Raw genomic sequence first — 16,851 nt, 5'->3', positions numbered from 1 at the left:
TCAAAAGGATGATGAACATATGGAAATCATCTCTTTGGCTCTATTTACAAAAGATGTATCAAAGCTGTTTCATCTGTTATCAAAATTTTTTACCATTAAAAGGGATATATTATGGGGTTTTTAAGGGCTGACTAATTATTTATCTCTTTTGAATCTATTGAGTGTTTTTTTTACGAAGCTTAAAAAGAATTTGCTTTGACCAAAAATGAAACCATAGAAAAGTAAGATTAGAAAATACACCGGAAGAATAAGGATATAATAAACAGTGGTAAATACCCAATTTCTTTCCTCTTTAGCTGCAATAAGTGAAAGGATAGGTTCCTTCAAAAACATAACGGTAAATCCAGTACAAGCAAAGACAATTAAAATAATTATCACTTGCCAGCTCGATTTTAAATCCCATCTTTCTCTTAATTTTTCAAACATCATTTCTTATTCTTCCGACAAAAGTAAAAGAAATAATTAGGACAGCTGTATCACTCGAATATTAATTTATGTCTTTTTGGGTCAATAAATTCCCACTTATTGCTAATAGGTTTATTTCCGCTTGCTTTGCTAAGTAGATGGCATTTAATAATCTGCTTTCTGCCTCAATTGAGTTTAATTGAAATTCTCTTAGCTCAATTGAATTTGAACGACCAACTTTATATCGTTCAATAGCTATCTCAGCATTTTCTTTTGCAACATCTAGGTTTTCATTTTCAAGCTCAATCAAATCCAACTTATTCTTATATCGAACATAAGCTGATGATAAATCACCTTTCAATTGGTTTTCTAATTCCGCCAAAGCGATTGTATTATTTTCCACCGCAATTTGAGTGGTTTGAGTTCGTCTTCTTCTATCTAATTGGTCAAATATCCTCCAGGAAAGGCTAAGCCCATAAGTAAGTCCTAAAGCTTGGTTTTGCAGTAAAAATCCAGCTTGAGAATTTAAGTTAGAGTATCCGTAGCCGAGATTGAAATCTATTTGAGGAAATAATTCTGTGGTTACACTTCTATTTTGAATTTTTAAAATATCTTCTTGCTGCATTAGTGCCAATAGTTCCTTGTTACGGACTTTCAAATCTTCTAAAAGCTTGGCATATTGTAAATCATTATTTACAGAAATGCTATCTGCAGCCGAGAATTGCTCATTGGGATCTTGACCTAATAATAAGTTAAGTGTTACTCGTGCTTGTTGTCTTACTTCTTCTTGGTTTAATACATTACTTTTATCAGTATTTAAATCTACCTGAGCAGCTAAGAACTCTGTTTTAGAGAATTTACCAACTTCATAGTTTGCTTTAGCAATTTGGAGTCTTTCTTCTGATAACTTTACAGCTGATTGCAAAACTTCATATTGATATTGCTCAAACACTAATTGAAAGTAAGCTTGAATAATGCTTCCTAATGTATTTTCTAAAACAGCTTGTGTCTCAAATCGTGTTTTATTTAGCTCTATTTGCAGCGTCTTATAATCTAAAAACATTTTAGTGCCATCGAAAAGAGTCCAAGTCAAATCTCCTCTTGCATTAAAGACATTTGATCGAGCTCCATCAATCTCCCGTGGAGGTCCTTCTATAAATTGTTGTGTAACATCTTCAACTTCATACGACTGACCGGCAGTTATATCTATAACAGGAAGAAATACTGCTCCTGCAAAATTTGAATTGATGGTAGCAACTTTTTCCACATTTCTTGCTGTTCTGATGGAAAAATTGTTCTCCATGCCAATTGCTATAGCTTCTTCCAAACTAACTTTTTGAGCCAAGGCATTAAAACTAGTGAAGAAAATAAAAATTATACAAATATATTTTAACATAAAGAATTAAGATTCTACACGTGATTCACGTGCTTGTTTACTTGCGAAATAAGAATATATAGCTGGAATAACATACAGCGTTAAACCTGTTGCGAATATCAATCCGCCAATGATAGCAATTCCCATAGATACTCTACTTTCAGAACCTGCCCCTAATGCTAATGCAATTGGTAGAATACCCAAAATGGTAGATAATGCTGTCATTAAGATAGGCCTAAACCTTGACTTTGCAGCTTCTGTAATTGATTCCTCAATGCTTAGTCCTTGAGCCTTCTTCTGGTTTGCAAATTCTACAATAAGGATAGCATTCTTTGAAACCAATCCAATTAGCATAATGATACCTATTTGACTGAATATATTCAAAGTTTCACCGAATAGCCATAAAGATAAAAACGAACCTCCAACTGCAAGAGGAACTGTAAACAGAATAATTACGGGGTCTCTAAAGCTTTCAAATTGAGCAGCTAATACTAAATAAATTAATACTATCGCGAAACCAAAAGCGAATAATAAACTAGATGAACTTTCAAAATAGTCAAGAGAAGCCCCTGATAAAGAAGTACTGTAGGTTTCATCCAAAACCTCTGCAGCGATTGCATCCATGGCTTTTACTCCATCTCCAATAGTTTTTCCTGGAGCTAAACCAGCAGATAAAGTTGCTGAAATATATCGGTTATAACGATATAGGGAAGGAGGTGTGGAGCTTTCACCAAGTGTTACTAAATTATCTAGCTGAAGCATTTGACCATTATCTGCACGTACGTAAAGCGATCTTAAATCAATAGGTGCATTTCTGTCATTTCTTTGAACTTGTCCAATCACTTGATATTGTTTTCCATCCATAATGAAGTAATCAAATCGTTGACCACTCAAACCTAATTGAAGTGTTCGTGCAATATCAATTACAGAAATACCCAATGAACGGGCTTTTTCTCTATCAATTTGAATATCGATTTGGGGTTTGGTAAACTTCAAATCTTGATCTACAACCGTAAAGGTTGGATTGCTACTGGCTTTTTCAACAAATTCCGGCAATACTGCTTGTAATTTATCCAATGAAGTAGCTTGAATTACATACTGAACAGGTAATCCACCCCTTCTCCCACCAATGGTTTGTTGTTGAAAAGCGAAAGCTTTGGCGGCTGGGAACTCATTTAATAGTGGGGTAAATTCATCATAAAGTTGCTGCTGGGATTTTTCTCTTTCTGCTGCGTCTACCAGCATTATGCGCATAAATCCTGAGTTGGTTCCTTGCGTTCCAAAACCGGGGGAAGTAACAGAAATAATTCCATTAGTAGGTAGCGTGTCAATAGTGACTTCAATTAAATTATTAATATACTCATCCATATACTCGAAGGTGGCACCTTCAGGTCCAGTAGCATTGACAGAAATCATACCTCTATCTTCTAAAGGAGCTAATTCAGATGGAAGCGTTTTAAATAAGCCGTAAATTAAGCCAACTGAACCTAAGAATAATAAGATACCCATCCATCTTACTTTCATAAATCCATCTAAACTATTACTATAAACCTTATTTAACCAAATGAAAAAAGGTTCTGTTTTTCTATAGAAATAATTCTGCCGTTCTCTCTTTTTTAAGATTCGACTGCTCATCATTGGTGTTAAAGATAAAGCAACAAATGAAGAAATCATTACAGCTGTAGCCACCACAATTCCAAACTCACGAAATAGCCTTCCTGTAATTCCTTCTAAGAATATTACGGGCAAAAATACAGCTACCAGAGCAACAGTAGTGGCTATTACGGCAAAGAAAATCTCTACAGCTCCTTTTTTTGCGGCTTCCATTGGCTCCATACCTTCTTCCACCTTGGTGTAAATATTTTCTAAAACAACAATGGCATCATCCACCACGAGTCCGATTGCCAAAACTATTCCTAATAACGTCAAAACATTTATAGAGAACCCTGCCAGATACATGAAAAAGAATGTTCCAATCAATGAAACAGGAATGGTTGCAATTGGAATTACTGTAGTTCTCCAATCTCTCAAGAAAGCGAAAATGATTAATATTACTAATATAAATGCAATTATGATAGTTTGTTGCACCTCATTAATGGACTCTCTGATGTATTCAGTTTGGTCAAAACCTATCCCAAGAGTAATATCTTCTGGTAAATCTTTTTTGATATTTTCTACTCTTTTGTAAAACTCGTCAACAATTTCAATACTGTTGGAACCAGGCTGGGGAATGAGTACTACTCCTACCATAGGAATCCCATCTCTCTTTAATACAGTACGCATATTTAGTGGGGCAAGCTCAGCATATCCTATATCAGAAAATCGCACAAAGCTATTATCACTCTCAGCAACAATCATGTCATTAAAATCTTGTTCAGAGGTAAGTTGACCTTGCGTTTTTACGACCAATTCAATCATTTCACCCTCTATACTACCAGAGGGCAATTCAACATTTTGACTTTCTACTGCCTCCAATACATCTAGCGGTGTTAATTGGTAAGCAGCTAATTTGATGGGATCCATCCATAAACGCATAGCGTATCGTTTTTCACCCCAAATTCGTACTTCACTTACCCCAGAAATAGTTTGTAATTGTTCTTTGAATGTATTTTCAGCAATGGCTGATAATTCCAATAGTCCTCTTTTTTCGCTATTTATATTTAAGAACACTATTGGGTCTGAATCAGCATCAGCTTTATTTACGGTTGGAGGTTCTGCATCTTCGGGCAATCTTCTTCTTGCACCAGAAACTTTATCTCTAACATCATTAGCTGCTGCTTCTAAATCTTCACTTAAATTAAATTCAATTGTAATTCTACTTCTGCCTTCGGCACTGGTTGAGGTAATGGTTCTGATCCCTGCAATACCATTTACAGCTTCTTCTAAAGGTTCTGTTATTTGGGATTCCACTACATCTGCATTCGCCCCGGCATAATCAGTAGTAACTGTTATAATGGGAGGGTCAACGGATGGATATTCTCTTATTCCTAAGAAATTAAAGCCGATAAAACCGAAAATTAATATGACCAGTGATAGCACAATCGCTAAAACTGGTCTTTTTATACTTATTTCTGATAACGATGCCATATTCTTATTCTTCCAACTGTTTAATTTCTATTTCCGCTCTATCTTTTAGTTGAGGAACACCTGCAATTGCAATGGTATCACCTTTCTCTATTCCTTTAAGAATTTCAACTCTGTTAGAAGTTCGTATTCCAAGCTCCACATCATTTAAATGGGCTCTTCCATTCTTGATGGTGAAAACAGTATGTCCATTTGCTTTAGGCATAATGGCTGTAGCAGGGATTAGTATTGCATTTTCTCTATTCTCTAAAATTAAGTTTATTCGAATAAATTGACCAGGTATTAGCGTATTGTTTGGGTTAGCTGCTTTAGCTCGAACGGAAAGAGTTCTTGTTATTGGATCAATTTTAGGTTCAATGGCATATACAGTGGCATTTCGGTCTTTATTTTCCGCTTCCGATGAAAATGTGATTTTACTACCTTTTTTCACTAAAGAACTATATTTACTAGGTACAGAAAATTCAATTTTTATAGGGTCAACATTATATAAGGAAGCAATTTGTGTGCTTGGAGTGATGTAACTTCCTTCACTCACATATCGTAAGCCAACAAAGCCAGAAAATGGTGCTCTAATTCTTGATTTATCAATCTCTGCCTGCAATGCATCCATTTCAGCCTGTGTAGTTTTTAAATTAGTAAAAGCAATATCATATTCTTCTTTACTGATCGCTTCTTTTTCTAGAAGTTGTTTTTGTCTTTTTTCAGTTGCGGCATTAAGCTGTGCAGTATATTTTAATCTTTGTAAATTAGCTTCCAAATCGGCTACATTGATATTAAGCAATAATTTACCCTCTTTTACATACTCGCCTTCATCAAAATATATATTATCAATTTTTCCTGAAATTTCACTTGCAAGATCTACAGATTCATTCGCTAATAAAGAACCAGTTAAAACGATATCGTTTTTAAAAGTCTCATATTTTACAATTTGAGCATCGATAGAAATTTTAGAAATATCTTCAGTTTGGGTGTTATCTTCTAATTTATTTTCAGATTCAGAGGAAAAAAGGTTTGGGAATACTAAATATATAATAATAACCAAAACCGCAACAGAGGCTATAATCCGAATAATGATCTTGTTCATGAGTTGATTTTAAAAAGTACTAGCTTAATGAATGTACAAACATACGAAGAGTTAAAACTTACTTAAAGCGATAAGGTTACTGAATTATTATGGTTTATCTCTAACGGTGCGAATTGGGGATGATTGGATATAAAAAACCCAACTCATGTAGTGAGTTGGGTTTTAAATCTTGATAATGTCCCGTCCTGAAATATAGCTTTAATGATGTCTTGACATATAATTTTTCACCATATCTTATTCTAAGATAATTCGCTTTACTTCCTGTCCGGATTTTGAAATAATTTTTATTAAATAAACCCCTGCACGTAAGTTGCTTAAGTCAATTTGCTCAATTGCACCTCGAAACTCTGCCAATTTTGTTCCTGTTACAGACCACACATCAACTTGCTGAATATTTTTGAAATTCTTGAAGTAAATAATTCCTTTAGAAGGATTGGGGTATAACATTGTTGAACTTGGGATTTCTGCTAAGTTAGAAAGAACCGGTTCTCCTGAAAGTAAGAAACGTGCTTCCACCGGAAAATGGTCAGAAGTGGTGGTGTTGAAATCAGGAATTGACGAGTACGGAATTACTACTCGCTCCGCTCCAAGAATATGATCATCAAATAAATTGCGATTAATGATCACATGGTCTATCACGTTTTCTCTAGTTACAAAAGAACGTAATCCTGCTTCACTCAGAGGCATTGAAACGCCTAAATAGTTGTCTGAATCAGTAGTAAATTTGATATAACTCGATTCACCATTATCTGGAACTGTAGGTTCACTCGTAGGTGCTACGGTACGCAAAATATCATCGTTATAGTCTCCCATAACTATGACGCTTTTATTAGCATAGTACTCCTGAAGCGAGTCGTAAAGCACTTCAACATCATATCTTCTTAATTGGTATCGAGGCACATCTGCAGATTCACCTCCTCCATTGGATCTGCCATGAATATTTACAATGGTCAAGTCTCGTTCTATACCACCTATGGTGGCAGTAATGTCCATAGAAAAAGGATACCTGCCACTAGCCCAAAATAAGCTTTTATTGGTTACAGGGAAATTTGTAAGCGCATCCTCATTGATGTTATTCAGTAGAACTTTAGTTTGCAAAGTATCCACCGTAGATTTCTTAAACAAAAATGCCAACTTTTGTGCTGATTCAAAATCACTTCCACTAACTGCTGGAGATAATATACCTTCATAATTTTCTAATTCTGCTACTAAAAGATTCCAGACAGGTATTGAAGTTATTTCCTGAAAAGCATAAACATCAGCATCCAGCTCTTCAATTAGTTGTCTTACTCTTCTTCGCTGTAAATCGGTATTTGAGGTAGTTGCATTTGTGGGATCACCAAACCACTCGATATTCCAAGTTACCACATCAAAGGTTGCGTCTTTTCCAACAGTTGCATGGTTGAAGTAACCGAAGGTAGTATCATTTGTACCTTCCGTAGAAAGCGTAATACTACCTGCCTGTGCCAAAACAGTTTCATCTTCACTGGCGGTCATTCTGGTTTGAATATTTAAATTTCCCGATTCAGGAAAATCTGCTTGGCTCAAGGTCAGTTGAGAACTAAAATTTTCTCCTAAAGATATTTCTATGCCAGGGTCTGCAGTTAAAGTTAAAGGAGATAACAAATTAGCGGCAGTTAATGTCATAAGTCTTGCATTTGAAGAAGCACCCGGAGCTAAAACTCCAAAGTAGTAGTCTTCCAAAGACCAATTATTTGTAGTAATGATGGGTTCAGGAGCATTGGCTGTCACATTTACTTCAAAGTTATCTACCATCCACTCGGCTGCTCCGTCAGTTTCGCTTGCTGATTCATAAACGATGGCAAAAGATATATTTTCGGCATCTGAAAATGAAGTTAAATTGATTTCTCTTGTGTTTTGCCATATTCCTGTTTCTAGAGGAAATGAGGCAGGAAGTTCTGTCCATGTAAAAGCTGGATCAGTAGGATTTGCAGAACGGTCATAGTTTGTAGAAGCAAAAACCTTCAATACAGGGGTACCATTTGCAAAAAATGACCTGGATTCAAAGTTCATAATTAAAAATTCATCTGCAGATAAAGGATTAATTTGTATTGCAGGGCTAATTAGCCAGGTTCGATTATCTTGAGGTGCAGAAGTATAACCATTCATCCTGGCTGAATATGGATTATTTGCGATTCGGTTTTCATCGGTTATTACCCAGTTTTGCTCACCGATCTCTTGAAATCTCTGCCAGTTGGGTAAAGTAAATAAATCTGGATTATTAAAATCTTCCTGATAAGGAACTCCATAAATTTCACCTTCTAGCTGAGCATTTACAGTAATGCTCTGCGAGGGGTCTAGGTTAAATGATATATTTCCTGCCATCTGACCACTTATTGCAGAAGAAGGTGCTGCAAACCGAACAAATATTTGTTTATCATTAACCAAATTTTCAGGAGCTATCGATAGGGTAGTCGCATAGGTTCCATTCGCTGCTTCAGATAGTTCGAAATATCTGGTGGCACTTATTTGTAACACCGCATTAGTTTCTAATCCACTGATTATAAATGATTCAGGATTTGAAAAACTTGCTAATGCTGTTGGTGTAGTAAAATTTATTTCATTAGTAGAAAGTTGTAAAGGGAGCGTTTCGAGCTCGCCTGTTAATCTGAGATTATCAAAACGATTGTTACCAGAGTCGGAAGTGGCGCCATCCAATACGCAACGAACCCCAAGCGATTCAATATTTTGATAGTCTGCAAGATTGATGGTGCGAAGTTCATATTCTGAGGTAATACCAGTAAACGCTGCAACTTGCACCCATTCGCCTCCATTCACGGACGTAAACCAGGTTTGGGTCTGAAAACCAGAGCTAGTACCTCTTGTGGCATAAGACAGGATTAAGTTTTGATAGCCTCTGCTATCAATTTCAAATTGAAAATGTTTTCCATTTTCTTTTGTGCCTTGTGGCACTAAGCTTCCGCCTGTTCCATTAGCAGTAAAACCATCTTGATCTAAATCAGATCCTGCAAAAGAGGTGGCAGGACGATCGCCATCAATGCTGAATGTGAAACTCAGTTCTGAGCCACCCTGATTGGCGGGAATAGGATTAAACCAGGGGGAATTACCAGCAGGGCTATTGGAGTGATTGAAATCCCATAAAACAAGACTTGACACTTCTTGTGAGTAAGCAAACTGGCTTATAGTGATCCAAATACTGAAAAATGCTATAAAAGTCTTCTTGAGATTAGTTACTAATTTAAAATGCATCGTGAAATAATTAGTTATTAAAATATATTTTAGACAAAAAAACCGATTTAATTTAAAAAATATTTCGGAGATTATATTGAAAACGGTAATTATTACCTGGTCTTCAAAACGATAAAAACCCGAAGTAATACTACTTCGGGTTTTTTTTCTTAAAGGTATACTATTTGAGAGTTTTTATTCCTCTCCTACTTGAATATTATCGATAGTAACTCTGGTTGCGCCTGCTCCAGATAAATATCTGAAAGCAAATCTAAACGCTCCTGAATTAAATTCGGAAGGGATAGCTACTGATAAGTCAGCAAATACGTTATTAGCACTAGCTGGAGCTGGGAAATTAAACTCTAAATTTGTCCAGTTTTCCATATTAAATTCAGCTGTAGCACTATAATCTTCTTCGGAAATAATCCAAATTTCTGGATTAGGACCGTCAAATCTACTAGCATACTTAAATTTCAAAGTACTAAGAAGTATATCATTAGATTCAAGAGTCTCTGAAATTATCCATGAATCTACTTCTTGAGCACCACCTGAAAAACCATTTGCTTGAATTCCCTGGCCTTCAAATCCGAAACTAGTGCATTCCCAGCCAGAACCGCCTGCTAATACTACATTTTCGATAGTCCAATCTTCTAATGCTACGGAACATTCACCAAATTCTGAACCGAAATCTTCAGAAAAATAAACATTGAATCTGATAGGTAGAATCACTCTAGACACAATATGAATCGTGCCATTGCCCTCTGTGTTTGTTCTTATAATGTCTAGGTCTTCATTTGCATTAAGAACAAATGTACCGGCTTCACGAGTAACGGGAATGTTAATACCAGATAATGTTTCTATTGATCTAAAAGAACCAGTTTCTATTTGATCAACAGTAAGATTAGCTAGTGCTATGTGAGTTTCCAGAATTTCTACTAGAGCCACATCTTCATCATCAAGTAAATCTTGCAAACTGTTATATCCTAGCTCTGCCGCCAATATTTCAAAAGCAGTATTAGTAGGCGCAAAAACAGTAAGTTGGTCTTGTGTTCTTCTACTAGTTAAAGCACCAGTCAAACCATTTGCCTCTACAAGCTCTAAAAAGATACTCAACTCACCAGATTCGTTTTCAGTATTCAAAACATTGGTGAGAAGCGCTTTATCCGTAATTCCTACAGTGGAACTATCATCAAAGTTTTCGTCTATACAGGAAGTTGTCAAAATGAGCAATCCTGCCAGTACGAAAGATGTATATTTTAATATATTTTTCATTTTAATGTTATTTAAAAGTTATTTCTTTCAATTAGAAGATGTATTTGACGCCAAATTGAGCACTCCAAGTTTGACTTAAATCAAAATTAGGCACCGTAACATCTGTAGGAAAAGTTGACTCACCTTGAATAGGGTTAATGGTGAATTGAGCATTTCCATTAGCATCTGTTCCTTCAAAATTCATCAAGTTTCTTTGAACAGTCTCTCTGCTTACACCCCATGAATCATTTACCATATTTAATACATTCAAAATATCTGCTCTGAACTGTAGTTTATGCTTGCTTGGATCTTTAGTTAAATGAATATCTTGAGTTATAGAAAGATCCATTCTGTGTAACCATGGCAAAACAGCACCATTTCTTTGAGAAACAGAACCTCTGTTTTCACTTAAATAAGGGTCGTTTTCAATATAGTTGTTTAAGATATCCCACTGTTCTTCAGCAGTTTGGGTTATTACACCACCACTCACTCTGTCAATAAGTTGTGCATCTTCAAAATTTTCTGGTATATACATCAAGGTAACCCCACTATTCTCACCGCTTAAGTCACCACTGTATGTATAAGAAAATCTTCCTTGCTCACCACCAGAATAATAAAGGTTGAATGAAGTGTTGTTTGTTTCGTTTAATCCTTTAGTGTTAAAGGAAATTAAACCGACTACTCTGTTTGGTTGGTCATTACGAGAGAAACCTTCCTCTGGATTATTTCTTCCATTTTGAACTTCAGTTGGCCATAAAGAAGCAGCCTGAGAACCACCACCTAAACCAAAATCTCTATTTTGGCTTCTTGTATAAGCTAAGCTAGTAAAGATACCCTTACCCCAGTCTTTTTCAACTCCTAAAGTCAAAGATGCGTAAGTACGGTCATTGATGTTTGTTAAATAGTATAACTCATCAATTACACCACCTAATTCAACCTGAGTGAAAGTAGGATATTCATTTCCTCCAACAATAACTGATTCTCCTGTAGGCATACTAGACAAGTTTGTGCTGAAAGGTGTGTTATAATCTTTTGAGAAAATACCTTCTGCAGTAAAAACAAATCCATTGAAAACATAATCAACTGCTAAATTACTTCTCCATGTTTGTGGTAATTTAAAATCTTGGTCAGTAATGGATAAACTGCTAGTAACTGCTGGTTCTTGTTCCGCAGGATTAGGACGATAATAATTAATATCAGCCTGGAAACCTTCCCACTCAGGGTTACCATCTTGACCCCACTCATCAGCCTCAATACCTATTCCACCACGAGTTACTCCATTACCATTGATTTGATTTGATAAGTGAACAAATATTGGTCGACCTGTGAAAATACCTGTTCCACCTCTAACTTGTAACGTTTTATCACCTAATGCATCCCAGTTAAAACCGAAGCGTGGAGAAAATACTGGATTAACAGATGGGAATTGGTCTACTCTTGGCTCAATAAATTCACCTGGGTTTCTAGGGTTTTCAACACTTATACCTAAAGCCTCTACGCTTGGATTTCTTGGAGCATCTACAGGGTAAAATGGTAATTCAACACGCATGCCTAAAGTCAATTTTAAATCTCGTGTAGCTTGATATTCATCTTGTACATACAAACCTACTTGACCAAACTCAGTTCTATCAGTAGGTAATTCAAATGGGTTGTTTTCATCATAAGTAAATCCAATAGCAAAACCTGCTGGACGAACGCTAAGGTCACGATCAATAACAGCAGCAACGAAATCATCATAAGAATTCCATCTATACCAACTATCCCACATCGGGTTAAAAGCGTTGTCGAACGTCATGTATTCGAAGTTCACACCAGCTGTAAAGGTGTGTGCACCCATGAAATAGTTTAAATTGTTGGTGATATTAAATGTTTTGTTATCCAGTAAATTACCTCTAGTAAAAAGTTCTGTACCCAGAGAAGCAAAATACAATGGTGTTGTACCTTGGAATTCCACTATTTCAGACATTGGGAAATTTTGATCGCCAGGAATAAATCTTTGTGTAACAGTACTTGTGTACCCCACATTTAATTTATTCGATAGATTGTTACTAATGTTTGAAGTCCATTGCCCTACAACCGACTGTACTTTATCTTCGCTTCCGTAATTACCATTTCTGAAGGTTAATGCTTCAGGCCCAAAACGGTTGGTATTGTTAAGTCTTAACTGATTGATGTAACGAAGGCTGCTCCCGTTGATTCCAACATCTCTTCTTTGCTGGAAACTATTGACACGCAACATAATTTTATTTCGCTGATTCAAATTGTAATCTAATCGTAAATTCAAACGAGTAGCCACATCAGAAAAAGGGTAATTTTCAAAAGCACCTGTTTCATATCCATAAATTTCACGTAATTGATCTCTTACAAATTGAGCCTGTTTTGCAGTCATTCGAGCTACATTTTGCTCCAAACTAGGCAATAATCCTTGCTCTGGTCGAGATGCTCTTCTATTGTCCCCAGGGATGGCATTATTTTCATACTCAAATGCACCAAAAAAGAATAGTTTATCTTTTATGATAGGCAATCCTAAGGTTACACCATTGATTTGAGTTTTAGATTCAGAAAAAACAATTTCCTGTCCTCCATTTAAAGTAGTACCTTGAGTATTTTGATTTCTGAATAATGAATAAGCTGATGCTTCAATTTGATTAGTACCTGATTTTGTAACAGCGTTTACACTAGCTCCAGTAAAACCACTTTGAGTTACATCATAAGGAGCAATGTTTACCTGCACTTCTTCAATTGCATCAATTGATATCGGATTTCCACCTGCAAATTGAGAGCTTCCTAATCCAAAGTTGTTATTGTAAAGGTTACCATCAATAGTGTAATTATTATATCTATTATCTGCACCACCAAAGCTAGTTCCATTGGATTGAGGGTTTAGACGAGTAAAATCGTTGATGCTACGATTGATTGTTGGCATCGAACTAATTCTCTCATTGGATAAATTGGTAGAAGCACCTGTCCTGTTTCCATCAATTACTTGGTTTCTTTCTGCAGTGACTACTACCTCACCTAATTGCTCAACGCTTGATCTTAATTCAATATTGAGGTTGAGCGTTTGTCCTAGTGAAAGATTAATGTTTTCTAAAACATAAGTTTGAAAACCAACAAAGCTAACCGTAACTGTATATGGTCCGCCAATTCTCATGTTTGGTATTTGAAACCTACCACTTGCGTTTGTTACACTACCATAGGTTGTACCTGATGGAGTATGTACAGCTTGGACGGTTGCTCCAGGCAATTCCTCCCCTTCCTTATCTTTAACAACTCCAGATAGACCTGCAGTTGTTACACCCTGCGCTTTAGCTGACTCCGTTGCAAATGCAAACAAAATCGCTATTCCACATAAACTCAGTAAAATTTTTTTCATTTTTCTTAAAGTTATATTTATGATTTGTTGCAAAAGTAAGCCTCTAATTGTTTGATCTAATTTTTAAAATATTAAATATTGATTATAAATACCTTATTCAAAGTTAACATTTACTTAACATGATAATATTTTTTAATAAATTTTTATTCTTATACACCAAAAAAACACCGCTTAAAACTTTTGAAATGGCTATCCCATAATTAATACGTAATTTAGATTTTATCTCTTCTGAGAATTCACGGTATGGAACTACAAAGTTTTCAGTGAGAAGTTCTTTATTAGCGCTTAGTTTGTAACCTAAAATTCTTAAATGATTATACCACTTAAAATCAATTATAGTAATATGAAATATATAGCAAGCATAATTTTAGTCTTATTTATGGTAAGTTCTTCCTTTGCGCAAAAGGATTTATCTTACTTTTTACCCGATAGCGTAGCGTATGATTCTTCAATTCCCACTCCTGAAAGTGTAATCGGTCATCAAGTAGGTGAATGGCATGTGACCCATGATAAATTGGTGTATTACATGAGAGCATTGGCAAATGCATCTGATAGAGTTACCATTATGGAAAGTGGAAAAACTTATGAAGACAGACCTCAATTGTTATTGACTATTACCCATCCTGACAATCATAACAATATTGAGAAAATTAAAAATGAGCATAAACAGTTGACTGATCCCAGTGCATCCTCTGATTTGAATATTAGTCAGATGCCATCTGTAGTAATGATGGGTTTTTCTATTCATGGGAATGAACCAAGTGGAAGCAATGCATCTATGCTAACAGCTTATTATTTAGCTGCTGCTCAAGGTCAAGATATTGAAGATAAGCTAAAAAATGTAGTCGTTTTATTAGATCCAGCCTTTAACCCTGACGGACTGAATAGATTTGCTACTTGGGCTAATATGCATAAAAGTGAACATTTGGTAACTGATCCGAATGACAGAGAATTTAATGAAGTTTGGCCGGGAGGAAGAACTAATCATTATTGGTTTGATATGAATCGAGACTGGCTGCCCGCGCAGTTGGTAGAATCAAAAAATAGAATTGCTCAATTTCATGCCTGGAAACCTAATATCTTAACTGATCATCATGAAATGGGAACAAATAGCACTTTCTTTTTCCAACCTGGAATTCCGGAAAGGACACACCCTATTACGCCTCAAAAGAATCAAGACTTAACAGGTCAAATTGGTCAGTACCATGCCAATTTTTTAGATCGAATTGGTTCACTTTATTATAGTAAAGAAAGCTTTGATGATTTCTATTATGGAAAAGGCTCTACTTTTCCTGATGTGCAAGGAGCAATTGGGATTTTATTTGAACAAGCCAGCTCAAGAGGACATGCCCAAGAAAGCGTAAACGGAATATTGGAATTTCCATTTACCATCAAAAATCAATTCACTGCCACTTTGAGTACGCTTCAAGCTGGTTATGAAATGCGTGAAGAACTACTTGGTTTCCAACGGGATTTTTATAAAAACTCAGTTGATATGGCCTCAGATGCAAATGAAAAAGCTTGGATAGTTTCGGATCAAGATAAATCTAAGTTATTTCGATTTGCTGAAATGCTGAATAGACATGAAATTGAAGTTCATAAATTGGCTAAAAATACAAATGGTTTTGATGCTGATAACAGTTATATCATTCCAACTAACCAATATCAAAGCAGATTAATCAAAGCCATTTTTGATGTTAGAACAAGCTTCAAGGATAGTTTATTTTACGATGTATCTGCATTTAATATGGCGATGGCCTTCAACCTTGATTATGAAAGCTTAGATGATAGAGCATTTAATCGTAATTTACTAGGAGAAAAGTTTAACCCTTCGAATCAGCCAGTAGGAAAAATAGAAGGTGGGAAAAGTGAATATGCATATATGATGGATTGGCAAGATTTCTATGCTCCAAAAGCCTTATATAAAATTCAAGAGGCTGGTATTAGAACGAAAGTGAATACCAAAGAAATCATTTTGAATGATGGTACTACTTTAGCAGTAGGATCGGTTTTAATTCCTGTCAAGCAACAAGAAAAATCACCTGCTCAAATTTACCAGATTTTAGAAGAGGCCATTACGAAAACAGGAGTTAATATTTATGCTGTGAATAGTGGTAATACAAATGGGGTCAATTTGGGAAGTCCTTCTTTTGAAAGTTTGAATCAGCCTACGGTTGCTATGATTATTGGAGATGGAATTAGTCCTTATGATGCAGGAGAAATTTGGTTTTTGATGGATCAGCATTATGAAATCCCGATTACTAAAATTGATGTAAATGATTTCAGAGGGGCTGATTTAAGTCGCTATAATGTTATCATTATGCCAGATGGATGGGGTTATGGATCAATTGGAAGTCAAAAAAGCAAAATTCAGGATTGGGCGCAGGCTGGCGGAACAATTATTGCTTATCAATCTGCTGCAAAATGGCTTTCTGACCAAAAAATAACCAAAGTTAAATTTAAAGAAAACAAGCCAGATACTACTGGTTATGAATCTTATGAGGATTTAGGCAATAACAGAGGTGCTCAAGTAATTGGTGGAGCTATATTTGAAGTAGATGTAGATTTAAGCCATCCGCTTACATATGGATTGAAAGATGATAAAATGCCTATTTTTAGAAATAGTACTTTATTTATGGAGAAATCTAAAAATCAATATGCTAATCCTTTAAGATATACCCAAACGCCATTATTGAATGGATATATTTCTGAGGAAAATGCAGAAAAACTAAAGGGGACTTCAGCCGTAACAGTTAGCCGATTAGGGGGTGGAAAAGTCATTTCATTCACTGATAATACCAATTTTAGAGCTTTTTGGTATGGAACTAATCGATTGTTAATGAATGCAGTTTTTTATGGCCAGACCATTAGTGGAAGTGCTGGAGAGTAATAATTATTTTTAGTTATTTTCTAAAAGGATAGGAATTCCTCCTGTCCTTTTTTTTATGCGTATTTTTTTATAGCGTAAATCTACACAAGGCATTGTAACTAAATAAGTGCAATTAAAATGATATGGAAGATTCTTATAAATGTTTATATTGCTCACTTAAATATAGTTTATGAAGT

At 35.5% G+C, this 16,851-nt stretch carries 8 protein-coding genes; 1 reads left to right on the top strand and 7 read right to left on the bottom strand.

Going from position 1 to position 16,851, the window contains the following annotated elements; all coding sequences use genetic code 11:
• Positions 1–135 precede the first annotated feature (135 nt).
• The 7 genes from VFM92_RS09135 to VFM92_RS09105 all read right to left on the bottom strand — a co-directional run bounded on the left by VFM92_RS09135 (position 136) and on the right by VFM92_RS09105 (position 13,785).
• A complete protein-coding gene (locus tag VFM92_RS09135) occupies positions 136–429 on the bottom strand; it encodes a DUF6787 family protein (RefSeq protein ID WP_325121907.1) in 294 nt (97 codons plus the stop codon).
• Positions 430–487: 58 nt separating this feature from the next.
• A complete protein-coding gene (locus VFM92_RS09130; RefSeq protein ID WP_325121906.1) occupies positions 488–1,801 on the bottom strand; it encodes a TolC family protein in 1,314 nt (437 codons plus the stop codon).
• 6 nt (positions 1,802–1,807) lie between these two features.
• Positions 1,808–4,867 carry an efflux RND transporter permease subunit gene (locus VFM92_RS09125; protein ID WP_325121905.1) on the bottom strand — a complete coding sequence of 1,020 codons (3,060 nt, stop codon included), beginning with the start codon at positions 4,865–4,867 and terminating at the stop codon, positions 1,808–1,810.
• Between the two features lie 4 nt (positions 4,868–4,871).
• A complete protein-coding gene (locus tag VFM92_RS09120) occupies positions 4,872–5,948 on the bottom strand; it encodes an efflux RND transporter periplasmic adaptor subunit (protein ID WP_325121904.1) in 1,077 nt (358 codons plus the stop codon).
• Positions 5,949–6,182: 234 nt separating this feature from the next.
• On the bottom strand, positions 6,183–9,179 hold the full coding sequence (locus tag VFM92_RS09115) for an endonuclease/exonuclease/phosphatase family protein (protein ID WP_325121903.1): 2,997 nt from the start codon (positions 9,177–9,179) through the stop codon (positions 6,183–6,185).
• Between the two features lie 174 nt (positions 9,180–9,353).
• Positions 9,354–10,430: a fasciclin domain-containing protein gene (locus tag VFM92_RS09110; protein ID WP_325121902.1), complete on the bottom strand. Its 1,077-nt coding sequence runs from the start codon at positions 10,428–10,430 to the stop codon at positions 9,354–9,356.
• Positions 10,431–10,461: 31 nt separating this feature from the next.
• A complete protein-coding gene (locus VFM92_RS09105; protein ID WP_325121901.1) occupies positions 10,462–13,785 on the bottom strand; it encodes a TonB-dependent receptor in 3,324 nt (1,107 codons plus the stop codon).
• A gap of 343 nt (positions 13,786–14,128) precedes the next feature.
• Here VFM92_RS09105 and VFM92_RS09100 point away from each other — a divergent pair, with 343 nt between their 5' ends.
• Positions 14,129–16,675 carry a M14 family metallopeptidase gene (locus VFM92_RS09100; protein WP_325121900.1) on the top strand — a complete coding sequence of 849 codons (2,547 nt, stop codon included), beginning with the start codon at positions 14,129–14,131 and terminating at the stop codon, positions 16,673–16,675.
• The last annotated feature ends 176 nt before the right edge of the window (positions 16,676–16,851 follow it).

It is taken from the genome of Marivirga sp. (genome assembly GCF_035704835.1).
Taxonomy (GTDB): Bacteria; Bacteroidota; Bacteroidia; order Cytophagales; family Cyclobacteriaceae; genus Marivirga.
The sequence above is the reverse complement of the archived record's forward strand: the minus strand, read 5'-3'. Positions and strand labels throughout refer to the sequence as shown.

Bases quoted from the DNA above. Each gene is read 5' to 3' on its own strand.
- VFM92_RS09135 (WP_325121907.1), bottom strand. From the start codon at position 429: ATGATGTTTGAAAAATTAAGAGAAAGATGGGATTTAAAATCGAGCTGG.
- VFM92_RS09130 (WP_325121906.1), bottom strand. From the start codon at position 1,801: ATGTTAAAATATATTTGTATAATTTTTATTTTCTTCACTAGTTTTAAT.
- VFM92_RS09125 (WP_325121905.1), bottom strand. From the start codon at position 4,867: ATGGCATCGTTATCAGAAATAAGTATAAAAAGACCAGTTTTAGCGATT.
- VFM92_RS09120 (WP_325121904.1), bottom strand. From the start codon at position 5,948: ATGAACAAGATCATTATTCGGATTATAGCCTCTGTTGCGGTTTTGGTT.
- VFM92_RS09115 (WP_325121903.1), bottom strand. From the start codon at position 9,179: ATGCATTTTAAATTAGTAACTAATCTCAAGAAGACTTTTATAGCATTT.
- VFM92_RS09110 (WP_325121902.1), bottom strand. From the start codon at position 10,430: ATGAAAAATATATTAAAATATACATCTTTCGTACTGGCAGGATTGCTC.
- VFM92_RS09105 (WP_325121901.1), bottom strand. From the start codon at position 13,785: ATGAAAAAAATTTTACTGAGTTTATGTGGAATAGCGATTTTGTTTGCA.
- VFM92_RS09100 (WP_325121900.1), top strand. From the start codon at position 14,129: ATGAAATATATAGCAAGCATAATTTTAGTCTTATTTATGGTAAGTTCT.